Here is a 24,240-nt window from a genome sequence, read left to right on the forward strand (position 1 = left end):
AGGTCAGGCCCCGGGCCGCACCTCGCCCCGCCGATGGACCCGCCGTGCCAGCACCCCGCCGAGGAACCCCGAGACCAGACCCCAGGCAACGGCCAGGAGCAGCGCCTTCCAGAGGTGCGGCCGCAGCTCCACGCGGCCGGACAGGCCCCCGCCGAGATCCCCGATGCCGAGGAGCGAGAGCCCGTAGTGGGCCGACACGCCCGCCAGGAGACAGACGGCGAGCACGGTGAGGGCCAGCGCCACCGCCATGTGCGCGGCGTGCTGCCAGGCCCGCATCCGTGCCGGGGAGCGGGCCGCCATCAGGAACGCCGCCGTCGGCACCAGGACCGCCGCGACGACCAGCAGCCACCACACGCGCCCGTCGTGCTCGGCGAGAGTCCGCAAGCTGAGCGTGGAATCGGCCGGCGTACGCAGCACCTCGTCGAGGACCCGCGGCATGGGCAGCCCGAACGGCCCGTCGACCCGGCCCTCCCAGGACGCGCCGAGCCCCAGGGTGAAGGCGAGCCAGACGAGGTTGGGCAACCCGAGCAGCAGCACCGCGAACGTCTCGGCGGCATGGCCGCGGGTCGCCGCCACGACGAGGCCGGCGGCGAGCCCCAGGGCGGCGTACGACAGCAGCAGGAACACCATGGCGTACGCCGCGGGACGCACCGATTCCTGGAAGCGCAGCAGGCGGGCGGGGAGCGGGGCGCCGCGCGAGACGGACAGTGCCACGACGAGGACGCCCGCGAGCCACAGCAGTCCGAAGACGAGGGTCAGCGGCACGTCCGTCTTGAATCCGACCTCGGGCGAGGAGTCCAGCAGATCGCCGATCTCCCCGGCGGGCCCGTCGCCGAGCGCGATCGCGAAGCGGTGCCGGGCCAGCAGACCGAGGCCGGTGAGCAGCAGCACCCACAGCACCGCGATCCGGGCGGCCCAGCCGGCGAGTTCCCGCACGTCGGCCACGGCCCGGTGCCGCAGCGGCCGGAGGAACCCGGCGGCGACCACCAGAGCGCCGACGAGGCTGACGGAGAGCGGGAGCACGGAGAGCCCCGCGTTCGTCTCGGCGATCATCCCGGCGTCGCCGGAGAGCCCGACGGAGCCGCCGACCGCCATCACGACGACGGCCGCGACGACACTCGGGAACGCCCCGCCGGGCAGGTCGGCGGCGCCCGCGGCCCACAGGCCGAGCCCGGCGACGACGGCCATGGCCGCCCAGGAGGCGAGCACGACCGCGAGGGCATGGGGCCAGCCATGAGGGGCCCGTCGGCTCTGCTCCGCGCGTTGCGCCCCGGCCCGCCGCCGCGGTGTCTGCTCGCTCACGGTGCCACGCTAAGCAGCGCGGGACCGGTCCGCCTTTCGAGAGGGACTTCGGGAGGGCTTACGGGAAGGCCGACCGGCGTCGGCTTGCGGGCCCCCGGACGTCGGGGCACACAATAGGCGCGTACCGGGATAGAAGGTACGTCGCCGACCCCCCCCTACACAGGGAAGTGTTCGTGAGCGTCGAACCGCCGTCGTCAGGACGCCCCACAGGACCCCCTTCGGGCCCGCTCTCGGGTCCTTCGCAGCCGAGCCCCTCGGGGCCGGGCGAGACCCAGGCGGGCGCGAGCCCCGCCGGTTCGACGCCGCCTCCGGGTGGTGCGCGGCCCTCGGGCCCGCCGAGCGGTCCGGCCGGTGGCGGGGGTCGCGGCGGCGGGTCCGACGGCCCGGGCGGGGGCGGTCCCGGTGCCGGTCGCGGAGGAGGTCGCCCGTGGTGGAAGTCGGCGCCCCGCGTCGCGGCGATCTCCGCCGCGGTGGTGGCCGCGGTGATCCTGGCCGTCGTCCTCACCCGCCCCGAGGGCTCGTCGGAGTCGGGCGGCGAGGTCCTCCTCCAGCCCGCGGGCAAGTCGGGGCCCGACCCCTTCACCCAGTCGACGGCCCGCGAGGGCTCCACACCACCCTCCCCGAGCGAGCTGCCCAGCTCGTCCGCCTCGGCCAACGTGACGCGCGGCGTCGACGGCGCGGCGCCCGGTCTCTACGGCGGGACGCGGAAGGTCGGCAGCTGCGACGTGGAGAAGCAGGTCGGCGCGCTCCAGAAGGACCCGGCGAAGAACGAGGCGTTCGCCTCCGTCCTCGACATCGAAGCGTCCGCCGTCCCCCGCTACCTGCGCTCGCTCACGCCCGTGCACCTGCGGCTGGACACCCGCGTGACCAACCACGGCTACCGCGACGGCCGTGCCACCGGCTACCAGGCCGTGCTGCAGACCGGCACCGCGGTACTGGTCGACGACCACGGCGTGCCGCGGGTGCGCTGCGCCTGCGGCAACCCGCTGCTGCCGCCCGTCGCGCAGAAGAGCGCACCGCGGCAGACGGGCGACGCGTGGCCCGGGTACCGGCCCTCGAACGTCGTGGTCGTGGCGCCCGCCACCCAGGTCGTGAACCAGTTCGTCGTGTACGACCCGGACAGCGGTGACTGGTTCACCCGGGGCAAGGGCGACACGGGCACCGGCGACAAGAAGACGAAGCCTCCGGCGACCAGGCCTCCCTCACGGCACCCGGACACCCAGTCCCCCGACGAGTCGACCTCGACGGCCAGTACGCCGCCGTGCGACGCGCGGTCCCCCGGGGCGCCCCCGGCAAGCTCGTGTCCGCCCTCGTCGGTCCTGCCGCCCTCCTCGCCCGCCACGCAGCCGCCCTCCTCGGCCGAGGAAGAATCGCCCGCGTCCGAGCCCGTACCACCGCCGTCGTCCCCCGAGGCGGACGGGAGCCCGTGAGCAAGCGGATGTCGCCGGGCCGGCAACGGCGGGACAGTACTCTCTTCGCATGACTGACAATGCGCTGCGTTCCGTCACCGTCGAACGGGCAGGCCCCGGCCGGTTCACCGCGACCAACGCCCGGGGGAGCACGCTGGCCTTCGGCACCGGCGGGGGTGCCGACTTCACGCCGGTCGAGTTGTTCCTCGCGGCGATCGGCGGTTGCAGCGCGGCCGACGTGGAGGTCGCCACGAGCCGTCATGAGGAACCGGCCGCGTTCACCGTCACCGTGACCGGCACCAAGGTCGAGGACGAGGGCGGCAACCGGATGTCGGACCTCGGGGTCGCCTTCCACGTCACGTTCCCGGACGGTCCGTCGGGGGAGCGGGCCCGCACCATCCTGCCCCGGGCCGTGAAGGCGTCGCACGACCGGCTGTGTACGGTCAGCCGCACGGTCGAGGCGGGCACCCCGGTCACCGTGACCGTCTCCGACGGCACCGGCGACGCCTGACACACCGTCAGGCGCGCAGCGCCTTCGCCATGTGCTCGACGAAGGCCGCCAGGGACGGCGCGGTGCACGAGGCGCACTCGCTCAAGCGCCGTGCGGCTACCGCGACCCGGCCGGTGACCGAATGCGCTCGTCGCGCGGGTCAGAGCATCTAGGTCCTCTTCCGGCACTACGCCAAGTTCCTGGCAGCCTGGTGGGTCCGCACCGGAGTACAACCAGAAACGAGATCCCGGCGTGCCGATCGCAAGGCCGCTTGGCCAGACCGGAGGCGGGTTCCGTGCGGGTCAGGGCGTACTTCCGTGCACGCGCCCATGTAATGCCATACGCAGACGCGTCCACGTAGGTGACTGGAGGTTTGGTCCGTGACTGGTCCGGAAGAGCTGGTCAGGAGGGGGATAACAGTGGGAGGAAAGGGGAGGTATGGCATCAACCGGCGCCTGCTCTGAACGGGCCGGGCGAGAGGCACCTGACGGGTAAAAGCCCAGTTCAGGCGCCTTTTTTCGTGCGTCTAGAAGAAGCCGAGCTTCTTGGGTGAGTACGACACCAGGAGGTTCTTCGTCTGCTGGCGGTACACGTTCACCGCCGCCTCTGACCTGCGGTAAAGGGTGGAATAGTCTGCTGCTGAGCCGAGTTGGTCCGCACCTGGTCCGGATCTTGGTCCGTGATTTGTGGTGTTTGCGTGCGAGTCCAGCGGTGCGAAATGGCGCAGGTAGTCCGATCCGTCTTCTGGTGTCCACGTGGTCCAAGTCGGGAGTGTTTGACCTGGTCAGGGCCTTGTGGCTCAGGAGCGTCGACGCTGTTGGTGACACGTGCGTGACAGATGTGACCGATGTGGACCCCCGTCGGCTTGATCTGGCGGGGGTCTCTGCAGCAAGTTCCTGAACGCGAGCGGCAGAATGTAGAGCCTTTAACGCACGGTGCCCGGCTTCGTTGAAGATGCCGGGTACTGCATGCAGTTGGGCGGTGGCGCGCTGAGACCAGATCGCGCTCCATGAAGTCGCGTGCCGAGGCCCATGTGGTGAAGCCCCGATCAACGGCTTCGTACCCACCAGGTGAGCCATGCTGTCAGCGTGGCGCCCAATGCGGTCGCTGCACCGCGGAGCACGAACCGGCCGAATAGCAACCAGGCCCGGCGGATCATCCGACGCGCACGTCGGGAATCCCGGGGGGAGATCTTCGACTTCCTTGGACGCTTTCGCATCGGTCGCCTTCCTCACGTGCGTGACGCGCACATCGGGTCAGGGCCACGGGCATGGCCGAGCCCCGACCGTTTCGCACGGGACGCTGATGCACCCGTGGCAACGCGTTGCCGGATCGAAACGCAACAGGCCAGGTCTGTTGCCAAATCTCGGGCAACAGACACGAGTCAGCCCAACAACCGGTAGGACTGTCTGGTGCCGTCAGAACACTGGGCAGGCGGAAACCTGCGCGAGTTGAGCAAGGAGCTGCCTGAACTCCATCGAGCCCTGGCCAATGTCCTACGCGGTGCGTTCGAGGTCATGCAGATCACCTTGAGGGAATACGCCGGGCGACATCACCTGAGCGTGTCGGTGGTGAGTCGATATCTGAGCGGGAACCGTCTTCCGTCCAAAGACTTCATCGAGAAGACCATCGAGCTGGCCGGCACCCGTCTCACCGCGGAAGACGCCACCACTTTGCGGAGCCTCCACAGCCAGCGGGCCGAGGAGAAGGCGGAGCATGTAGATGGCAGCATTCGGGCATTGACGGCGCGCATGCTCAATCAGAAAGCGCAGTACGAGACGGCGACCCGCCAGCACTTGGCCACGATGGGCGCCTTGGATCGGGCCCAAGCGAAGAGCCGCAGGCTGAAGACTCAGCTGCGCCTTTCCATCGGACCGCTGGCCGACACCTCCGATGACCTCCTCAGCGAACTGGAGCGGTACGCCGCGCTTCGCGCGGCGGGTGCACGCGATGCCGTCACCTCCATCTCACCTGACACTCATCGCCGCTGGCGCGCCGCGCTGAACCAATACGATCGCGCCCCGGCCTTGACTTGGACGGACACCGGACCGTGCACCCCCCAGCGCCGCGTGGCCAGCTATCAGCGGCTGGGACTGGATCAGCTGCATCGCGACGCGCTCGACGAACTCGTGCCGTTACAGGTCGTCGGCGACGCCGCTGTCGATGACGTCACGCTCGAGGTGCATTCCCTCACGCTGGGAGCCATGCACGCCAACGGCCCCCGACCGCTCGCACGCGCCCTCGAATACTGGTCCGAGGACCATCCGTCTGCACCGGGCGCCGGTGCTCTGGACGCGAGCCAGTTCACCTTCCGCAATCACCTGGCGTCAGGCGCAACCGCTGCCCCGCTCCTGGCTCTGTGGCAACGGAGCCTCACCGAATGGGACCACGCAGAACGGCCTGCTTGGACATCCACCCCATCCCGTACTGCCGAGCGCCGCATCGCGGTGTATGAGCGCCTCGCACTGGAGCCCGCGACCCGCAGAGTGCTCACGGAGCTGATCCCGATCTCCTTCGCTGAAGGACCGATCATCATCAGTAGCGAGTTCACCCCGTGGTACACGCCCACTCACCAGCCCGGCCGCCCCTGGTACTGGCCCGCCTACGAGCGCTACCTGGCGCAAATCAAGGGATGGACCGCCGAGGCCGTGGCCACCGTGGGAGAGAGCGCTGCCCAAGTGGTCGCGCGTCTCGCGGACCCCACCGATGCTGCCGCCTACCAGTCCAAGGGCTTGGTCATCGGTTACGTCCAGTCCGGGAAGACCGCCAGTATTACTGGGGTCGTCGCCAAGGCCGTCGATGCCGGCTACCGATTGGTCATCATCCTCAGTGGCTCTCTCAACATCCTCCGCGCCCAGACACAACGGCGGATCGACAAGGAGTTGGTCGGTCGCGAGAACATTCTGCGCGGAGCCCTCGAAGAGGACTGCGAGTACGCCTTGGACCCGGAGTGGAGGGCGGGAGAGTTCTTGACTCACGGCGGGCTTCCATCCCTCCACGGAGCGTTCGATGTTCTCCGACTCACGACCCTGAACAGCGACTACCAGTCCCTGCAGCAGGGGATCACCGCGCTTGAGTTCGAGAAGCGCGATCCCACGCTGCCGTTGTACCACCCGGCCAACCTGCATCGCACGGCCGCCCGGCTTGTGGTGGTCAAGAAGAACAGGGCCGTGCTCGGCTCGGTTATCAGGGACTTGCGTAGACTCGGTGCCCAGTTGCAGGAGATTCCGGCACTGATCGTGGACGACGAGTCCGACCACGGATCGGTCAATACGCTGCACCCTGGGCATCAACGTGAAGGCCGTGAGCGCAGCGCCATCAACGGACTCCTCTCCGAACTGCTTGGCCTGCTTCCCCGAGCCCAGTACGTGGCGTATACGGCTACGCCGTTCGCCAATGTCCTCATTGATCCGCATGATGCGGAGGACGTCTTCCCAAAGGACTTCGTGCTCTCGTTGCCCCGCCCGGCTGGGTACATGGGGGCGCGCGACTTCCACGACGTGGACTCTGCCATTCCTCCTGAGGAGCGAACGGTCGCCAACTCCCAGGAGGTGGCCCATGTCCGCGCCATCCACGAAGCAGAACCGGGCGACGACTCCTCTCTGCAGCAGGCCCTCGATGCCTTTGTCCTGTCGGGCGCCATCAAGCTGTACCGCGAAGCCCTCGACCCGAGAAGTGTCGCTTACCGTCACCACACCATGCTGGTCCACGAGTCCGTGCGCATCGCCGACCACCGCGAGCTCATGGATCGTCTCCTTAAGCTCTGGTACGTCCCCGGCCCCCTCGAGGCCGAGGCGCTTCATCGGTTGAGGGCGCTCCACGACCTGGACTTTGCCCCCGTATCCGCCCACCGGGCCGAAGACCTCGCACGCCCTGTCTCGTTCGACGAGCTGATCCCGTATATCGATGCCGCGCGTGCCCGCATCGGTGACGGCTCAGAGAAGCCGGTGATCATCGTCAATGGTGACAGGGATATCGAGCGCGCCAGCGTGGACTTCGACCAGCGCCCCGTATGGAAGATCCTTGTCGGGGGCGCCAAGCTCGCCCGAGGCTTCACCGTCGAGGGTCTCACCATCAGCTACTACCGCCGGGCCGCCTCACAGGCGGACACGCTGATGCAGATGGGCCGCTGGTTCGGCTTCCGCGAAGGATATGCCGACCTGGTCCGGCTCTACATCAGCCGCGGTGAAGCTGCTGGGAACAAAGAGATCGATCTCTACGAGGCGTTCGCAGCGATGTGCCGCGATGAGGAGGAGTTCCGGTCTCAACTCGCCGATTACGCACACCTGGTGGACGGCAAGCCGATGATCACTCCGGCTCAACTGCCGCCATTGGTGGCCCAGTACTTGCCCTGGCTCAAGCCTACGAGTCCCACCAAGATGTACAACGCCGAACTCGTGGAGGTTCGGTCACCGGGGAGGTGGATCGAACCGTCGGGTTACCCTCTGGAGATCGGCGCGAAGCGCCGAAATACGGAGCGGTGGCGTGCGATCCTTGGCGCCTTCCAGAGCCCCCTGATCCCCGTCTCCGTGCCGGCCGACGGCAGCCGGCAGGAGACCTCCTTCTCCGCGTACACGGCTGTCATCGGACACACGCAGCTCCTTGAGGTGCTCAGCAGGCTGGAGTGGCTGGCCCCTGGCAATTTCGCACCGCACCTCGCCTATCTGCAGAACGCAAGCACGACGGGGGCAGGCATCGAGGATTGGCTGATCCTCGCCCCTCAGCTAGCTCCGCCGCAGCGCCGGGCCGGATCTGTGCTGGGGTCCCCGGAGCTCTCACTCTTCGTCCGAAGTCGGCGTAGGGGGCCGCTCTTCGGCACCATCAGTGGCCCCGCGCATCGCCTGGCTGCCCAGGCTCTTGGAGCGAGCCTTCCGGTTCGCAGGGGAATCGCATTGCTCTACCCGGTCCTGGAGGCGGGTGACGCCTACCAACACACCGCGTACCTGCCCGGCACACCGGTCGACCCGTCCCAGGTGTCCCTTGCTTTCACCCTGCTCCCGCCTGGCGACTCGAAGGAAGAAGCGGCTCCGCAAGCTCCTCTGGTCCGATTCCGCGCCAAGAACTCCTCGTTGCCCGATCGTCCCATCATCGACAGGTAGGCGAAAGCGTCTTGTGCGGTTCAGGCCGTCCCGACGGTCCGCGGTCAGTGGCTTGCCGTCTCAGCTCCGGGTAACTGGCTCTAACAAAAGTTGTTGATCATGTGACTGTTGGCTTGTCTGCTCGTTGGTCTGGTTGTGGCGAACCGTCAGTCGCGGCCGTGGATCGTGTCGGATGAACTGTGGTCGCCGATCGAGCCGTTGCTGCCCGGACCGGGTCCGAAGCTGGTCGAGGGCAGACCTCGGGTGCAGGACCGGCAGGCACTGTGCGGGATCCTCTTCGTCCTGCGCACCGGCATCCAGTGGGAATACCTGCCGCAGGAACTGGGCTTCGGATCCGGCATGACCTGCTGGCGCCGCCTGGCGGCCTGGAACGAGGCTGGCGTCTGGGACCAACTCCATGTGCTGCTGCTGGAGAAGCTGCGCTCGAAGGGCAAGCTGGACTGGTCCCGGGCGGTGATCGACTCCTCGCACGTCCGCGCGGCTCGGCGGGGCCCAAAAGCGGGCCCAGCCGAGCCGACCGAGCACGTATGTAACGGTCGGCGAAGGTGTGTCTTGACCATGTGATGCGCTGGTGTGGGGTAGCCCCGATGGCCACGATGGCTTCCGCCATGATCAGGGCCTGCAGAATCGCCTGTGCGCGGGCCAGGAGCAAGGCCCGGATGGCCACCCCGTGACCGACCTTAGCGACGGTGCCGCCCGCAGGTTGACGGATTGGCGGGTCAACTGAATGCGAGGTCGAGGGATGCGGTATGGAAGGCGTCTACCTGCGCGAAGCAGGAGAGGGCCGCAGGGCGGGCGGGGTCGAGCGCGGCCTGGACGGGAGGTAGCTCAAGTCGGTCGGAGTGTCAGTGGTCGCCGCCATACTCAGAAGATGTGCAACTGACTTTCAGGCGCATGTCCAGGAGTCCTCGACCGAGTAGGAACCAATTGACACCCGAGAGCGACGCGGTGCCTGACCGCGACCCGTACCTTCTGGCGCAGATGCGAGAGGCCTTCGGGCGCGTGGTCTACAGCCACAAGACCCATGAGAAGCAGGCGGACATCTGCTTCACCAAGCACCGGTGGCAGCAGGGCGTCCTCATTGCTCTCACCGCGATCAGCTCGGGCACCTTCCTTGCCGCGGTGGTCGGCCTGCTCGGCAACGCAGTGCTGACGAGCCTCGCGACCTCTTCTATCGCGCTCCTGGTCAGCTGGATGAGCCTTGGGACGAAGACCTTCAAGTTCGAGGAGGAGTCCGAGGCCCACCGCGGCATCGCCTCTCGGCTGTGGGACGTCCGAGAGTCCTACATTTCCCTCATCGCCGACTTGATGTCCGGCACCGTCTCCAACGCGGAGGGCCGAGAGCGGCGGGACGAGCTGCAGCAGGCCGCGCGCGCCGCCTACGCCGACGCGCCCAGGACGAGCAGCAGGGCGTTCGCGCGCGCCCAGGGCGGGCTGCAGAACAACGAGGAGATGACGTTCACCTCGCGCGAGATCGACCTCTTCCTCCCGGAGGCGCTCCGGCTCGGCGAAGGCGAGGCATGACGATGAAGACCTCAGAGATCTTCGAAACACTGCTGAAGAACCTGAAGGTCGGGGAGACGGCCACGACGGTCGCCTCACGGCGGGACGAGATCACGAAGGCGCTCAACAAGGACTTCCGCGACAAGGACGGCTGCACCGACTACAAGCTGATGGTCGGATCGTTCGGTCGGCACACCGCGATCAAGGGAGTGTCCGACCTCGACATGATCTTCATCCTCCCGCCCGAGATCCGGTCAAGCTACGAGGGGGACACCGGCCCGCGGAGAATTCTCGAGAGGGTTCGGGACGACCTCAAGGCGCGGTACAAGAACACGGAGATACGCGTCGACCAGTGTGTCGTCCGAGTGCGGTTCACGTCCAACGCCTTCACGTTCGAGGTCCAGCCGGCATTCGAGAACGCCGACGGCAGCTTCGACTACCCGGACACGAAGGCTGAGGGCTGGAAGGTCACCAAACCGCGCAAGGAGATCGCCGCGACCAAGGAGTGCAACGACCGGACCTCGACGAACATGCGCCACCTCGCCCGGATGGCACGGGCATGGAAGAACGCGAACGGCGTGAACATGGGCGGCCTGCTCATCGACACCCTCGTCTACAACTTCTTCGACCAGACCGACGACTACGACGCAGCGGGCACAGGCTCGTTCGACCTCATGGCCCGCGACTTCTTCGAATTCCTCAAAGATCAGCCAGAGCAGGAGTACTACCTGGCGCTGGGCAGCCGACAGCGGGTCCACGTCAAGGCGAAGTTCCAGCCGAAGGCGAAGAAGGCGTACAACCGATGCCTCGAGGCGATCGCCGACGAAGGCAAGACGTCCGCCAACAAGGGGTGGCGCGAGGTCTTCGGCACGTCGGTTCCGCTGGCGCAGAGCGCGAGCGAGTCGTCCCGGTCGTTCAGGGACACCGAGGAGTTCATCGAGGATGCGTTCCCGGTCGACGTGTCCGAGACTGTGTCCATTGACTGCGAGGTCACGCAGGCCGGATGGCGTCCGACCTGGCTTCGCGCGATGCGTCACGGCGGGATCCTGCTCAAGGCCGACAAGAGCTTGAGGTTCGTGGTCACCAGCTGCTCGGTCGAGGAGCCCTACACGCTGAAGTGGAAGGTGCTCAATCGTGGTCCGGAAGCCGAGCGGCGGGACGAGATCCGCGGCCAGATCGTCGACTCGAGCAAGCGGGGAGCCCGCATCGAGCACTCGGACTTCAAAGGTGAGCACGTCGTCGAGTGCTACGTAGTCAAGGACGGGGTCGTCGTCGCTCGGGACCGGATCGACGTGCCGATCGGCAACACAAGCGTCAAGAGGGCGAACGCCTTGTAGGGAACCGATCCTCGGGGCGTGACGAGGCCCCGACGAATCTGTCGGGGTCTCGTCACATCAGACGCATCCGCTCCTAGGGCTGAAGCATGAGCAGCTCACTGGCTGTCATGTCCGAGTGTATGCTCAACACGGAGCTGGTTTCCGCGGAAGCGGTATGCTGCCCGCCGTCCGGCTGAGCTGCATTCCGGGGGTCCCGGCAGGTCCGCTGAGTAGATCGTCGATCTGCTCAGCGGCGAAGCAGATGCCGCAGCAGCGGAGTTCCGGCGGGTTCGAGATCTCGGCTGAGGCTGGTTCTCCGTCAGACGCTTGGAGAATGGTGCCGTGGAACGGCGGATTGACTTCTGGCGAGAGCGGCAGATGTGCTGTGGGCGCTGCGATCATCGGTGGCGTGTCGATTTGGACTGGATCGATCGGTGGGAGCAGGCGCAGGAGACCTGCCCCGGCTGCGGCATGACCTGCGAGCATGAGGATTCGCCTCGGGTGACGCTCGACTCCTGCGACCCGGCACTCGACGACGACAGGGTCGCGCAGTTTTTCTGGTACCACACCACTACGCAGGCGGACTGGCCGACGCGGGACTTCGATCCGTCAGCCATCTTGACTCCCGAGACGCGCAGGAGGATGGGCGGAGAGCAGCGGGTTTCCGCGTGGGTCGCGAGCCAGCGGGCGAAGGCCCTCCACGTCGGCACGTACGAGGCCGCTGCCCACAACATGCTGCGTCGGATCCATGACCAGGCCGACCAGCACAGCCAGTTCTATCTGTATCGGGTCCGTCTCAAGCCATCCGTTGTGGTGCGGGAGGGGTGGCTCGTCGACCCCGCAAACTTCGTCGGCGACGTCGTGCTTGACGAGGTCTGCCCGCCAGGCGTCGATGTCGCCCGCTACCTGAACTACCACGAGGATCCGGGAGGGTTCTCGCTCGCACTGGGGAGGAACGCGATCGCCAGCGTTCAGCGGATCGCGGTTCCGCTCCCCGACACCCAGGATGGCGGCTGGGTGCGCGATGCCGTCGCGGCTCTTGAAGGCGTGAGCGATACCGCCCTCCCGGCGACCGGCAAGCTGGCCCTCTGCATGCGGCCGCCATCGGCGCGCGCCGTCCTGGGCCGACAGCTCGGTGCGTCCCTGGCTGACAGACTGCCGGTCAATCTCCGGAACCAGTTCAGGTCGGCCGCGGTGTTCGCGGAAGGAGAAGATCCAGAGCGCTGGGCGCGACGGACCAGCGGCCTGTTCGATCTGGTCGACGATCCGACGTCCGTACTGGCTGCGCTCGACCAGCACGATCCCCGGGAGGTCTGAGAACGGTCCGTCCCACTTCTGTGGGGCAGGAAGCCCTGAGGTCGCTGCCGGTCTTTGAGGTGGGCGCCGCCCTGAGTGGGGAGTGCGTGAGCAGCTCAAACGCCGCGGAGCGTCATGCTGACCGCGGAGTCGATGACGGGAGCTACTCGTCTCGGAAAGGCGGGATCTGACGCATGGCCAGCACTGTGCCGTCCCGGCCGATCGAGACAACGCCAGCCCAGGTGTGGTCCCAGAACGTCCCATTCTCCTTGGCCCTTCTCGCATGGACCTGCTGTCGGTAGGTGGCTATATCGGCCTGCCGTTTTGGGGGATCTTGCCTGGTGATGAGGGAACCGAGGACGTCGGCGGCGACGCCGGAGAATGCTTGTACTCGTTTGCCGTTGAGACGAAAGACGTGGTCTGTGCCCTCGAATTTCTCGCCGAGCAGGATGTAGTCCTGGTCTTGGACGCTGCCGGAGGCGGCGTGGGCGAAGCCCTGGAAGAAGTCGCTGCCTTGGCGGGTGGTGAGGAGCGCGGCGGTGGATTCGCCGTCCCCGGCGAAGGCCGTCAGACCAGCGGCTCCCACGCGGGCCAAGACGCGCTGGAACCACTCGTAGTCCTTGGGGTCTTTGGGGCCGACTTGGCATCCGGGCTCGGAGGAGTCGGGGTCCTTGCCTTGTCCTGGTTTGAGGATGCCGATGCCTGGTTGCTCGTTGCCTAGGTCTAGGCCGATGTCGGCGGCGGGGGTTCCGTCGGGGATGTGCAACCAGCCGCCGGGGCCGTCGGCATGCAGGACGTGGACAGTGAGCGGGTCGGTCAGGGCGATCTCTGTGCTGAAGAGCAGGGCCGGGGTTTCGTTCCAGGCTCCGATGTGTACTCCGTCGGCGTGGACGGCTGCGGAGGCCAGCTGTTCGTAAGCCTTCTGCCGGTCGCTGTGGTTGCCCTTGCAGGCGATGGGGATGACGCGCGAGGACTCGCCCGGCTTCCAGACCTCGGCGAAGAATTGAGGACGGTAGGGGTAGCCGACGGTCTTTGTCTTGGCCTTGTCGCGACTGGTCAGCGTCCAGCCGGCCCGTAGCGCGGTGTCGGCACGGACGAACGAGATGCTGTGCTCCGGATAGCGGCGGGTGAGGATCTGTTCGCTGACGGCGAGTGCGAAGGCGTGTCCCAACTCCTCCGACTGCAGCGCCTTGTAGTACATGGCGATTCGCTTGCCCTCGTCGGACAGGCCGAGCAGGTTGCCCTCATGCGTCAGGCCGAGCTGGGTCTCGGTATGGGCACTGAGCGCCTGGCAGTACTTCAGGCTGCCCCAGTGCTCGGCCAGTCCGCGTGATGCACCGCGCTGGGACAGTGCAAGCCCGCGGCCCAGGTGGTGCAGGACGTCCCAGAACGTCAACGTCACGGACAGGCCGACCTCCGTGCCCGGGAGCGGGCGCAGGCCTGGTTTGCGCCGCAGCGGCTCGTAGGTCTCTCCCGTCTTGGTCTTGCCTTCCTCCTGCCGCTTTTCGAACGTCTCGCGACGCTCCCGTTCCTTGTCGGCGGCAGCCTCGTCAACCTTGCCCACGAGCTCCCGCGTCGAGTGCACCGACACGGAAACCTGCTGCCTGAGACTGTTCAGGACCTCTTCAGTCTTCGGAGTGCTTGCCACGACTGCCCTCCCCACGTCGGATGTCCCGGTCGACCACCGATGGTCGATCGGTCACTCAGTCGAACAGCGGCGTCAGTGCGTTCGGGTCGGCGAGGATGCGCCAGGCGGGAATACGGACCACGTTCGTGACAGGACCGGCCTTCGCACCCCGACCGCCGGAGGGAAGCCCGATGAGCAGGTCGGCTCGTTCGTGTACCAGCCGAAGGTGTCGTGCCGGATCACGGTCCGGCCCGGGGCCGGTGTCGACGACTACCGCGGTGTTGCCGCCGGACGCGGTGAACAGCAGGTCGATGCGCTGTCCACCGACCATCGCATCGCGTTCCAGCTCGACCACACGTCGCGAGGCGAGGGCCTGCTGCACGATGTCGGTGAGATCTCTGCGGCGCCGGTCCTGCCGCAGACGCGGCTCCGGTACGGGAGTTGGCTGCGTGCTGGTGGGCTGTGCCGGGTCCCACCGGAGTGAGCGTGAGGACAGCAGGTGGGGGAGCCCTGTCTCCTGCTGCCAGTAGACGTGGTTGCCCACCGTGATCAACTGGGATTTGGCGCGCGTGATCGCGACGTTCCAGAGGTTGACCTGGCTCGACACCCAGTGGGCGGTTCTTTGAGGGGTGTTGGCGGTGGCCACGGGACTGAGGATCATTACGTCGCGCTGACCACCCTGGAAGGCGTGCACCGTTCCCACCCGGACCCGGTCGCTGCCGATCATGCTCTCCAGGGCGTCCTTCTGCGCACGGAATGGTGTCACCACGCCCACGGTTGCGCTCTCGGGCAGGCGGTGAAGCAGTGCTCGCACGATGTCGGCGACAGCGGCGGCCTCGGACGGGTTGCGCCAGGACTTTCCTCCCGGGCCGCGCGCCGACTCGCCGGAGGGCACATTCGCCCAGGCCAGTACAGGGGCTGCTTCCCCGGTGTCCATGAGATCGACCGCGGGTACCTGCCGGCGCACGTCGGTCATGACCTCCAGTGAGCCGGAGTAGCAATGGCCGTTGACGATGTCGGCGATTTCCGGGTGGCAGCGGTAGTGCTCGTCGAGCAGCAGTGCGCTCTCGCCGTTCTGCGCGGCCGCGTGGTAGGAAGAGTGGACGTGGTAGGTGAGCCGCCGGTCTTCCAGCCAGGCCGCGCTCAGCCCCACCCTGACGCGGGCCTGACGTTCCTGTTCCGGCGAGATGCCGGGGATGTGCGTCAGCTGCATGGGGTCCCCGATGATCAGGGCCCTGCGGGCGCGGAACAGCAGTGGCAGTACCGCCGCGATGGAGCACTGGCTGGCCTCGTCGATGACGACCAGGTCGAAGAGTTTCGGATCAGGCCTCAGCTGGCGCACCGCATGGGTGGTGATCGCCCATCCCTTCAGGTGGGCCAGCAGGTTCAGCTGGCTTCGCTGGGTCCCCTTGCGCTGACGCAGCGTCTGAAGGCGTTGGTCCAGCAGTGATCGCCCGCGGTCGAGCACCTCCGCCGATACGGCCTCGCACAGCTCTGCGGACAGCTGAGCCCGGCTCGTGGCGCAGCCTGAGCGGGCCTGGCGCACGGTCTCCTCGTCGTAGGCGAGCTGAGCCGGAGTGAGGTCACGAACCTGGCGCTCCAGGCCGGTCAGATCCGCCAGGTCGTCGAGAAGGTCCGCGACAACGGGCCGTTCCCCTACCCATGGGGGCAGTTGCAGCGCTGCATCCGTACCGGCAGCCGCGACGAAGGCCTTCATGGCGCGCGACCGGCGCCAGCGCCCCCACCAGCCGCCCGCGGCTGCTGTCCGGCGGGCCCTCATTTCCCAGCGGGCCAGTGCCGAAAGGTCGCCGGGTTGCCACAACCGTGACAGGAGCGGCACCGCGAGCTCGACCTTTCCGGTCAACTCGGCGCGCTCCGCTAGCACCTGGGCCAGCCGCACCTCACCCTCGACCTGGCGTGCGGCCTGGTCGCGCAGGGCGGCGGCGCGTGAGCGCAGGTTGCGCAGTTCGCCTGCCACGGTGGCGGAGCTGCGCCCGGGCTGGTCAGGCGGTGCGGACAGCAGTTGCTCTAGCTTCTCGGCCTCCTTGACCAAGGCCTCGACGTTGCCGGTACGCATCAGCAGGCCGGCAGCGATGTCGTCGCAACGCTGGGCGACGACGTTCACTGCCTCGTTGTTGGTCGACGCCACCAGAACCGACTCACCGGCCGCGACACAGGTGGCCACCACCGAGGTGACGACCTCACTCTTTCCCGTCCCGGGCGGACCGGTGGCCACGGTCAGCGGCTGCGTCATCGCGGAAACGACCACCCGCTCCTGACTCTCGTTGGAGGGCCCGGCCGCAACCACGAGCACGGGCTCGGTTGCCGGTGCGGGGGTGCCGCCGTTCAGGAGCGCGTCCAGTGCCGTACCCGGGATCTCGTCCGTGCGGGTGGAGATGGCCAGGAGGTTCTCCACAACGCCATCGGTGGCGAACCGCTCCACGCTCGAGGGAGCCAGGAGCACGGCGGCGTTGTGCGCGCCAGGGCGCAGGGCCTCGTTGACCGAGTCCGCACTCAAGGCGGAGGCGTCGAGCGGTTCAAGCTCCGGAAGACCCAGGACGTTGAGCAACTCCCGTACCGCTTTGATCATCTGTGCGTCATTGCCGTGCTGCCACGTCGGCTGCCAGCGCGCCAGCAGCTGGGCGGCCTCGTCCTCGGAGAGAAGCTCGGTCACCAGCTTGGTGTGCAGGGAAGGAACCCCGCTCGGACGGAGCACCGCGCGACCGCTCTCGTCCGGAGCCAACTCCATCTGCTGAATCAGCAGCGGGGCGATGCCCACGTCCGTGCGCCGGCTGCCCTCGCCGCGGGAAGGGAGCGTGATGGCGGGATACCCGTACCAGTACTCGTGCTGGTCGGCAGCGCGCCCTGCCCCATTCTTCGCCGTGCTGCCGCCTGAGCCGTGCGCACCGGGCAGGTTCTTGGGGGCCGGCAGCGCTGGGCTCAGACCGGACTGAACGGTCTCGGGCCCCTCGTCTACCAGGAAGTACTGCGAGTTCCGTCCCGCTCGCCGGTCGGGCAGCATGCTCGCCGCGGCCTGAGCGCTCAGACACTGTGCGTAGTAGCGCAGCAGGCGCTGCCAGTCGTTGGCGTTCTCACGGTCAGCCGCGACCCGCTCGCGAGCCTTGAGGTGAGCCACCGACGGCGGGGGCGGTTCATGGGGCGGAGCGGGGAGATGGACCGGGCGGGCCACGGACCGGGCGAAGTGCAGCGTGTGGGTGGCACGGATGGTCGACTTGGTCGGCCGCTGCTCCTCCGGCACACTTCTGCGCACCATCTGCGCGGTCAGATACTCGAAGAGATCCTCCGGCGATATCCAGCCGCTGTCCTTGATCCGCCCGTTCCGCAGTCCTTCGACGATTTCACCGGTGAACCGCGAAGTGCCGAGCGTCGATCCTTCGGGAGCCATGGCGGAGGCGGCCTGCAGCGCGTCCGAGGCGGTGATGAAGTACACGCCGGTGGGGCGCAGCAGGGTGCTGCGCCCCGCCTCGTCCGATTCCTGACTCTCCCGGCCCTTGGCGTGCCAGCCCTGGACGACGGAACCGCTGGCGCAGCAGTCGAGTAGCACGATCTTGGACGCGGCGCGACAGGACTGGAGAGTCCGTTCCAGGAAATCTGCAGACACCGCCGTACGGGGAAGATCGGCCGGGTCGCTGTCGCGGGTGAGGAAGTACAGCTGGTTGTCGGCCTCGCAGAACTCCCCGTGCCCGCTGAAGTACAGCAGGGCACTCTCACTTTGCTGGCGCTCTTCGAGGAACGACTCGATGGCATGCAGCATTTCCGCACGCGTCGGGTCCGCCACCATCTCGCAGTCGTTGTACTGGCCGATCTCCGTGCTCTGCAGAACAGCCTGCATGTAGTGCAGATCGGCACGGACCGCCGGAAGGTCGTGATACTGCTCGCTGTCGTACGTGGAGACGCCGATCAGGAGGGCGTATCGATCGTTGTTTCGCACTGTCAGTGCACCGTGGACGTGTCGTCCTGGCCCGGCGCGCCGTGCGCGGTACTCCCGTCCGACGGCAGGGATCCCTCGGCAAGGAACCGTTCGAGGCGTGCGTCGTCGTCACGCGCCTCGCGGCCTGTGATGCGCAGGGTGGCCCCGTCCGGGCGGGTCGCGATGATGGTGCGCTGGGGGACCTTGGCCAGCCATACCTGGACGCAGGCTGCCGCGAACGAACCGGCACTCAGGACCAGGCCGACGACCTCCGAAACGTCGCCGCCCTTGTCGGTGCTCACCGAGGGGCCGGCCGAGGGCAAGTGCAGGGAGGCAGCCGGATCGGACTCCGACACTTCGGCCAGCAGTTCGCGGGCGTCGCTGCGAGACCGCAACGGATCATCGTCGATCACGGCGATCAACAGGCGCGGCAGGCCTTTGCCGTCATTGCTCACGCGTCCCCCTGCGCTGTCAGCTGTCGCCTCAGATGCCTAGGGAAAGTACCTGACGAGGCGGGTGTAGAAGCGTGAACTTTCCGGAATCTGCCGTTAGTTGACGCGAAAGCTACTTCGCCCTCGCGTACATCATCAACCGGCGGACGATGGCGCCTTCGGCCGACCAGGCTCCCCCCAACACCGTGGACCAGTCAGGGCAAGGACCAGGTCGGAATGGAACGAGCAGAACGCGAGCCGATCGTTGATATCGCCACTTGCTTCGGCTGGCGGCCATATGGTTCGCAAGGCGGCACTACCTTGGCGGGGCACGGGAGACGTGCCATCCGGGGGATGCCCAGCAGTGGTATGGCAATTACCTGACGGCTGACGCAGCGGAAGCGGGAAGAGCGAGGCACGTGGCGACGTGGTACGAGCGGATGGCGGCGGTTCCTGGCATGCATTTCCCCGGTAGCCCTGGTGTCGTTCGCGAGGCGCTGCCCGAGGCGCGAGTCCGTCCGGAGGTGTCGTACGGATCACCCATGTGGCCGACTACTGAGGGCACTACGTCGGCAACGCCGGCCAGTCGGCATGTGCCCATAGAGGCCGGCGGAGCGGACCTGGTCACCCAGGTCTGGGAGGCGCTGGAGCTTCCCGGTGGGGCGATGGACTACCACTTCGTCCTGCAGGGGGCGGTCGACCGTTTGTGGAGCGGCCGGCGCTCCTATCCTGAAGGGCTTGAGTTGTTTGAGGTGTTCGCGCTGCTGGACCTGGAGTTGATGGAGGCAGCCCCGCAGGCGGTGTCCTTCGACACCGGTCCCGTCCCGGAGTCGTTCGTGCATGCGACGTCGGTGTCGCGGCTCGTTTCGCTGCTGGAACGCGAAGGAGCTCTCGAAGAAGCTCTCAGCGTGGCACAGCGGTTGGCCCGTTTCGGACAAGGCGAGGACGCGGTGGCCCGGCTGTCGGAGAAGGTCGGTGCGTTGCTGCAGGAGGCTGCGGTTGGCGGGGCTGCATGAGCACGGGACTGCACCAGCTGATCCCTTCGGCCTCTTATCTGGAAGAGGCGTTCCTGCGCTGGGTGCTCACTCCGGCTGCGGAGCGGGGCATCGTGGCGCACGTGCGCAGCCAGCATCCGGTGACGGTCAATGAACGCACCTACCGGCTGGACTACCTGATCTCAGGCGAGTCGCTGCAACTGGCCGTCGAGTTGGACGGGGTCACCTTTCACAGCGACCGGGGCGCCTTCACCTACGACCGTCTACGGCAGAACGACCTCGCCGCTACGGGGCTGACGGTGCTGCGGTTTTCCTATGACGCGGTGCGCCTGGATACCGCGCGCTGCGTTGCCCAGCTACAGGCGATGCTGCGCCAGGATGCGGCGCTCGCACCGCTGGTGGTCGCCGAACCACGCATCGTGGTCCCGGAGATGGCGGGGGATGCCTTGCGAGCGGCCGATCCGCCTCTGGGCGTTCAGCCGCCGGCCGATGGGTCCTACTTCGCCGGTGCCCGCGCTTCGGTGGCCCGGGAGCCGTTGCGGGCGTGCCAGGACGAGGCTCTGGCCGCGCTGTCCAACTACTACGCGTCCGGAGGAGGGCATGCGGCCACGGTGATGGCGGTCGGGGCCGGCAAGACCGCGCTGGGAGTAGCGGCCGCGTTGTCCTTCAGCAGGCGGCGGGCGCTGGTGGTGACTCCGGGCTCGGTCATCCGCGGCACGTTCGCGAAGGCACTCGATCCGGGTATGCCGGGCAATGTTCTGTACGGGCTGACGGGCGGTCCGCTGCTGCCGGGCGCCCGCCCGCCGGCCACGCTGGTCCTGGACAGGGACGACGGGCAGATCAGCCGGGTGAGCCGGCAGCGGCTGCTGGCCGCGGATGTGCTGGTCACGAACTTCCACGCGCTGGGCACCGGCGACAAGGACGGGGACCTCCTGGCCAAGCTGGAGCCCGAGGATGTCGACTTCATCGTCGTTGACGAGGCACACATCGCGGCCAGTGCCTCCTACCAGCGGCTGTTCGCTCACTTTGAGGGAGCACGCACCCTGCTTATGTCAGCGTGCTTCCAGCGCCTGGACGGTAAACCCATCGACGCCGATGTCGTCTACCGCTACCGGCTGGTGGACTCCGTCGCGGACGGCTCGGCGAAGAATCTGCGTGTGCACCGGTTCGCCCCGGAAGTGGCGACGACGGTCTACGAGGCGGTGTGGCCCGACGGGCGCCGCGAACAGATCGTGGGCCGTGATGCCTTGCTGGCCGCCCTGGGAGACGAGCGGAAGATGCCTCGCATCACAGCGCAGTCCGAGGCGTCGATCCGGCACGTGATGACCGTTACGCGGGCTTGTCTGGATGCCCAGGCCAAGTTGCTGGCCCCGGTCAAACCCCGGGCGCTGTTCGCGGCAATGGGCGAGGCCCATGCGCGGCAGATCGCCCGGATCGCCGAAGAGCACGGCATCCCCTGCGGCACGCTGCACCACAGCATGTCCGCCTCGACGATCAAAGCCACCCGGCGGCGTTTCGAGTCCGACGCGGGAGACCTGCAAGGCATCGTGCAGCTGCGGATGCTCGGCCAGGGCTACGACTTCCCGCCCATCACCGTCGTGGTGCCAGTGCGCCCCTATGGCAGCTTCGGCGAGTTCTACCAGTTCATCGGGCGTGGTGTGCGCGTACTGAGGCATTCCGGCCTGGCTGTCGATCAGCAGTACCTGGACGTGGTCTGCCATGCCGAACTCGGCCTGGAGGACCATCTGGAGGCCATGTGCGCGGACAACGACATGGATCCAGCAGTGTTGCTCGACGTCCCTCTGATCGACCCCACCACCCTCGAACCGGTACAGGACGGTGACGGCACGGGAGACGCGGCCCCTGACGGCGCAGTCCCGGGCGGGGTTGAGGCGTTCGTGCTGTACGAGCAGGGGCGTGTCGAACAGCGGGTGGTGCACGATCTGGGCCGGGTGGAAGCTCGGCGGGCGGAGCGGGAGATGCAGCTGATGGCCCAGCGCTACGCCGTCTACGCACAAAACACGGCGACGCCGATGCCGTTTGAACAGTTCGTCGAGTACATGCGGAGGCTGACCGGTGGCCAGTGACGAGCCGCGCTGGTGGCAGCCTGTCACCGGCGCATGCCCCGACGAGGGGCTTGCCTTGGAGGCGGCTGCCGGGCAGCACCAGCGCTTCGCCGAGCTCGACGCGCTCACGGCCCGGCTGCTGGCCGCTGCACTGAGAGGCCAGCGAGTGGCCTCGGTGATCAGAGGCCAAGGACCACAGGCTGCGGACAGCGTTGAAGTGCTTGGGCTCAGCGCATCGGAGAAGGCCTGGTGTGCTGAGAAGTTCGGAGTGCGGGAGCAACAGCAACGCGGTGCGTGGTACCTGCCGCAGAAGCTCTCCGTGAAGGCAGGAGCAGTCAACCTGCCCCATCTGCTGCGCGAACGCGCCGCCCACGCGGTGACGTTGGCCACCGATGACACCGCCCGGGTCAGCGTGGCAGGGGGCGCGGACACGGTACTGCTGTGGGCGCTGCTGGTGCCGTTGTTCGAGACGTTGCTGGAGCCGGTCCGGGTGCGGGCAACGGGACCGACCGGGACCGTCGAAGACCAACAGCAACAGTGGTGCGGTATCGAGGAACGCTACCGTCTGCTCGGCCTGGGCCAGGATGCGCTCGACGAGTTCCGCTTCGGCGGTGGCTGGCACCGCCTGGACCGACGCGGCCAGCAACGCGCCCGGCTCCGGCTCCTGGACACCCTCTCCGCCACTGATCCTCTACAGCTAGTCACCCGTCACCGTATCCAGCAGACGCAGGCCCTGATGGCCGGCTTTGGTAAGAAGGCCAAGGCTGGTACTGCCCTGGCCAGGCGGGTCCTGACCCGGGCGCTGCAGCCAGTGGTCTCCGGCTACTTCGCCGGCAGCTGGCTGACAGTACTGGACTACCTGCAGGCGCCACCGCACCCGGATGAGGAAGTCATCACCGCGCTGCCCGAGCCGCGCTTGTACGTGGGGATGTCCGCCCAGGCAGCTGGCATGGCCGCCGAGGCGGGCATCCCGGAGGACGAAATCCATGCCATGCTCGCGGCCTTCCTCGGTGGCCCGACTTCCCTTTCCCCCGTCGAAGAACGCGCTGCAGCCCTGCGCGACTGGTGGACAGCCTTCGACCACGCCCATGCTGTCCAAAGCCCCGGCATGCGGCCGCTATGGGGACTCGTCGACAATGAGCTCATGTCCTTCGCCTGGCAGGACGACCACGGCATCACCCAGCAGCTGTACCGGCAGGTACTGCCCGACTCCGTCAACGAGCAGGTGGACCGCCTGTGGCAGTCGGTGACGCTACAGCGCCACCCCCGCAGCGTCGTCAGCAATCCCCGGCCCCACCAGGTGATGGCCCAAACGCTCGGCCCCGCCTTGGAGTTCTGGCACGGTGTCGCGCTGACCGCCTGGTTTGTGTGCGAAGGACCCTACTCCCGCGCTCCTCTGTCCGGTGTGGACGACTACTACAGTCGCCCCCTTACCGCGCTGCATGCCGCTGACTGTCCTGTCTCGCCGGATCTCTTCAAGGAACTGCGCATTGCTGAGCGGCACTTGGGGCCGGAGGAGGAGATCGTCCGGGAGCGCAGGGAGCTACCGGTGGACACCGAGATCGGTTCCTTCACCCTGACGATGAGTCACAGCGGCGGCAGCCGCCGCGAAGGCTTCGAGCGGGTGCGTGACATCGTCACCCGCCATCGCCGTGCGTGGACGGAGCAGTATCTCGACGCCTACCTGCAGGGGCGGTGGCGCGTCGCGTTGGAAGACGTTGCCCGTGCCCATCACCGGTTCGTGGCCGCGAAGGGCAAGCCGCCAACCTTGATCCAGTTCGCCCAGTTCGCCACCAGCGCGGCCAACCAATGGACCGGCGGTGACCTCAGCGCCCTGTACACCGCGATCGGCGAGCCTGCTGCCGCCCAGCAACAGCGTCCGGCTCGTCTACTGCCGAATGACGGCCACGTCTTCGCCCAGCGGGTCTACACCGCGCTCGGCGGCACTGCCGTCGACAACGACCTCCGCATGAACCAGCCTGAAGAAGCCCAACGGCAGTGGCAGCTCAGCCGCCTGGCCGGGGAAAGCCTGCGCTATCTGCAGCTCTACGAGGCCCTCGGACATCCGCCTACACCTAAACAGTTCGGCGCTCACCGCCTGGGCTGGCCCTGGCCTGGTGAAGAAGCCCAAGGCTGGCCCCTCTTCCAGGACACTCTCGCCGCGCTGACCGGTACCAGCCGACCCGCAGAGGCATCCGACGCGGATGCGGTCAAGGCTGCCCCAGAGCCACAGCACGACGCCAGGAACGTGCTAGGCAAGGGCGCGAATGCGCATCTCGCATCCGAGCGGGTCATGGTGCGCGTCACCGCCACCGGTACGCCCGTCGATGTCTCCGCCGTCCTCCTCACCCGCCACGGCAAGGTCCGCAGCGACCAGGACCTCGTCTTCTACAACCATCCCCACCACGACGGAGTCCGCACCGACGGTGACACCATCACCGCGGAGCTGCCCGAGATTCCCGACGACATCCACATGGTGGCGGTCATCGCCAGCATCGACCTCGAATCCCAGCCCATGGCCGTCTTCGACCAGCACTCCACATGGCGCGCGGACATCACCCAACCCTCCGGTGAAAGATTGTCCTTCGAGGCACCTCCCTTCGTTTCGGGCGAGACCGTCGCCATCGCTGTGGAGGTTTATCGGCATGGTTCGGGCTGGAAGGTGCGTGCTGTCGGCCAGGGCTACGAGACCGGGCTGGCGGGCTTGGCCGCGGACTACGGCATCAACGTCGATTCCTAGTGCCGTTTGTCAAGCTGCTCGGGCCATTGGCGGTG

The 24,240-nt window shown here is 67.5% G+C and carries 13 protein-coding genes and 1 pseudogene; 10 read left to right on the top strand and 4 right to left on the bottom strand.

Annotated elements, in window-relative coordinates; translation table 11 throughout:
* Positions 1-3 precede the first annotated feature (3 nt).
* Positions 4-1,302, bottom strand: a complete 1,299-nt coding sequence (locus tag AB0H82_RS03600; protein WP_362988353.1) for a streptophobe family protein — start codon at positions 1,300-1,302, stop codon at positions 4-6.
* Positions 1,303-1,475: 173 nt separating this feature from the next.
* Here AB0H82_RS03600 and AB0H82_RS03605 point away from each other — a divergent pair, with 173 nt between their 5' ends.
* The 7 genes and pseudogenes from AB0H82_RS03605 to AB0H82_RS03635 all read left to right on the top strand — a co-directional run bounded on the left by AB0H82_RS03605 (position 1,476) and on the right by AB0H82_RS03635 (position 12,436).
* A complete protein-coding gene (locus tag AB0H82_RS03605) occupies positions 1,476-2,732 on the top strand; it encodes a DUF6777 domain-containing protein (protein ID WP_362988355.1) in 1,257 nt (418 codons plus the stop codon).
* 49 nt (positions 2,733-2,781) lie between these two features.
* Entirely contained in the window at positions 2,782-3,222 is a 441-nt protein-coding gene (locus tag AB0H82_RS03610) for an OsmC family protein (RefSeq protein WP_362988357.1), read from the top strand.
* A gap of 1,430 nt (positions 3,223-4,652) precedes the next feature.
* A complete protein-coding gene (locus AB0H82_RS03615) occupies positions 4,653-8,300 on the top strand; it encodes a Z1 domain-containing protein (protein ID WP_362988359.1) in 3,648 nt (1,215 codons plus the stop codon).
* 135 nt (positions 8,301-8,435) lie between these two features.
* Positions 8,436-8,822: pseudogene (locus tag AB0H82_RS03620) on the top strand (IS5 family transposase); the annotation flags it as partial.
* A 405-nt stretch (positions 8,823-9,227) separates the two neighbouring features.
* Positions 9,228-9,824, top strand: a complete 597-nt coding sequence (locus tag AB0H82_RS03625; RefSeq protein ID WP_362988361.1) for an SLATT domain-containing protein — start codon at positions 9,228-9,230, stop codon at positions 9,822-9,824.
* Complete coding sequence (locus AB0H82_RS03630) at positions 9,821-11,140, top strand: nucleotidyltransferase (protein WP_362988363.1); 1,320 nt, start codon at positions 9,821-9,823, stop codon at positions 11,138-11,140. The genes AB0H82_RS03625 and AB0H82_RS03630 overlap by 4 nt, the downstream gene beginning before the upstream one ends.
* A gap of 321 nt (positions 11,141-11,461) precedes the next feature.
* On the top strand, positions 11,462-12,436 hold the full coding sequence (locus tag AB0H82_RS03635) for a hypothetical protein (RefSeq protein ID WP_362988365.1): 975 nt from the start codon (positions 11,462-11,464) through the stop codon (positions 12,434-12,436).
* 142 nt (positions 12,437-12,578) lie between these two features.
* Here the strand turns inward: AB0H82_RS03635 and AB0H82_RS03640 are convergent, their stop codons facing one another.
* Genes AB0H82_RS03640 through AB0H82_RS03650 form a run of 3 tightly spaced genes read right to left on the bottom strand, consistent with a single transcriptional unit; the run spans position 12,579 to position 18,428 of the window.
* Positions 12,579-14,063: a hypothetical protein gene (locus AB0H82_RS03640; protein ID WP_362988367.1), complete on the bottom strand. Its 1,485-nt coding sequence runs from the start codon at positions 14,061-14,063 to the stop codon at positions 12,579-12,581.
* A 55-nt stretch (positions 14,064-14,118) separates the two neighbouring features.
* Positions 14,119-17,994, bottom strand: a complete 3,876-nt coding sequence (locus AB0H82_RS03645) for an AAA domain-containing protein (protein WP_362988369.1) — start codon at positions 17,992-17,994, stop codon at positions 14,119-14,121.
* Positions 17,995-17,996: 2 nt separating this feature from the next.
* Positions 17,997-18,428, bottom strand: coding sequence for a hypothetical protein (locus tag AB0H82_RS03650; protein ID WP_362988371.1), 432 nt, complete (start codon positions 18,426-18,428; stop codon positions 17,997-17,999).
* Positions 18,429-18,823: 395 nt separating this feature from the next.
* On the opposite strand from AB0H82_RS03650, the gene AB0H82_RS03655 reads away from it, so the two are divergent.
* Genes AB0H82_RS03655 through AB0H82_RS03665 form a run of 3 tightly spaced genes read left to right on the top strand, consistent with a single transcriptional unit; the run spans position 18,824 to position 24,205 of the window.
* Complete coding sequence (locus tag AB0H82_RS03655; RefSeq protein ID WP_362988373.1) at positions 18,824-19,420, top strand: hypothetical protein; 597 nt, start codon at positions 18,824-18,826, stop codon at positions 19,418-19,420.
* Positions 19,417-21,486 (top strand): DEAD/DEAH box helicase family protein, encoded by a 2,070-nt coding sequence (locus AB0H82_RS03660; protein WP_362988375.1) that lies wholly within the window; start codon positions 19,417-19,419, stop codon positions 21,484-21,486. The genes AB0H82_RS03655 and AB0H82_RS03660 overlap by 4 nt, the downstream gene beginning before the upstream one ends.
* On the top strand, positions 21,476-24,205 hold the full coding sequence (locus AB0H82_RS03665; RefSeq protein ID WP_362988377.1) for a TerD family protein: 2,730 nt from the start codon (positions 21,476-21,478) through the stop codon (positions 24,203-24,205). Before AB0H82_RS03660 ends, AB0H82_RS03665 begins: the two co-directional genes overlap by 11 nt.
* The last annotated feature ends 35 nt before the right edge of the window (positions 24,206-24,240 follow it).

The organism is Streptomyces sp. NPDC050732 (genome assembly GCF_040654255.1).
In the GTDB taxonomy this organism is placed as follows: Bacteria; Actinomycetota; Actinomycetes; order Streptomycetales; family Streptomycetaceae; genus Streptomyces.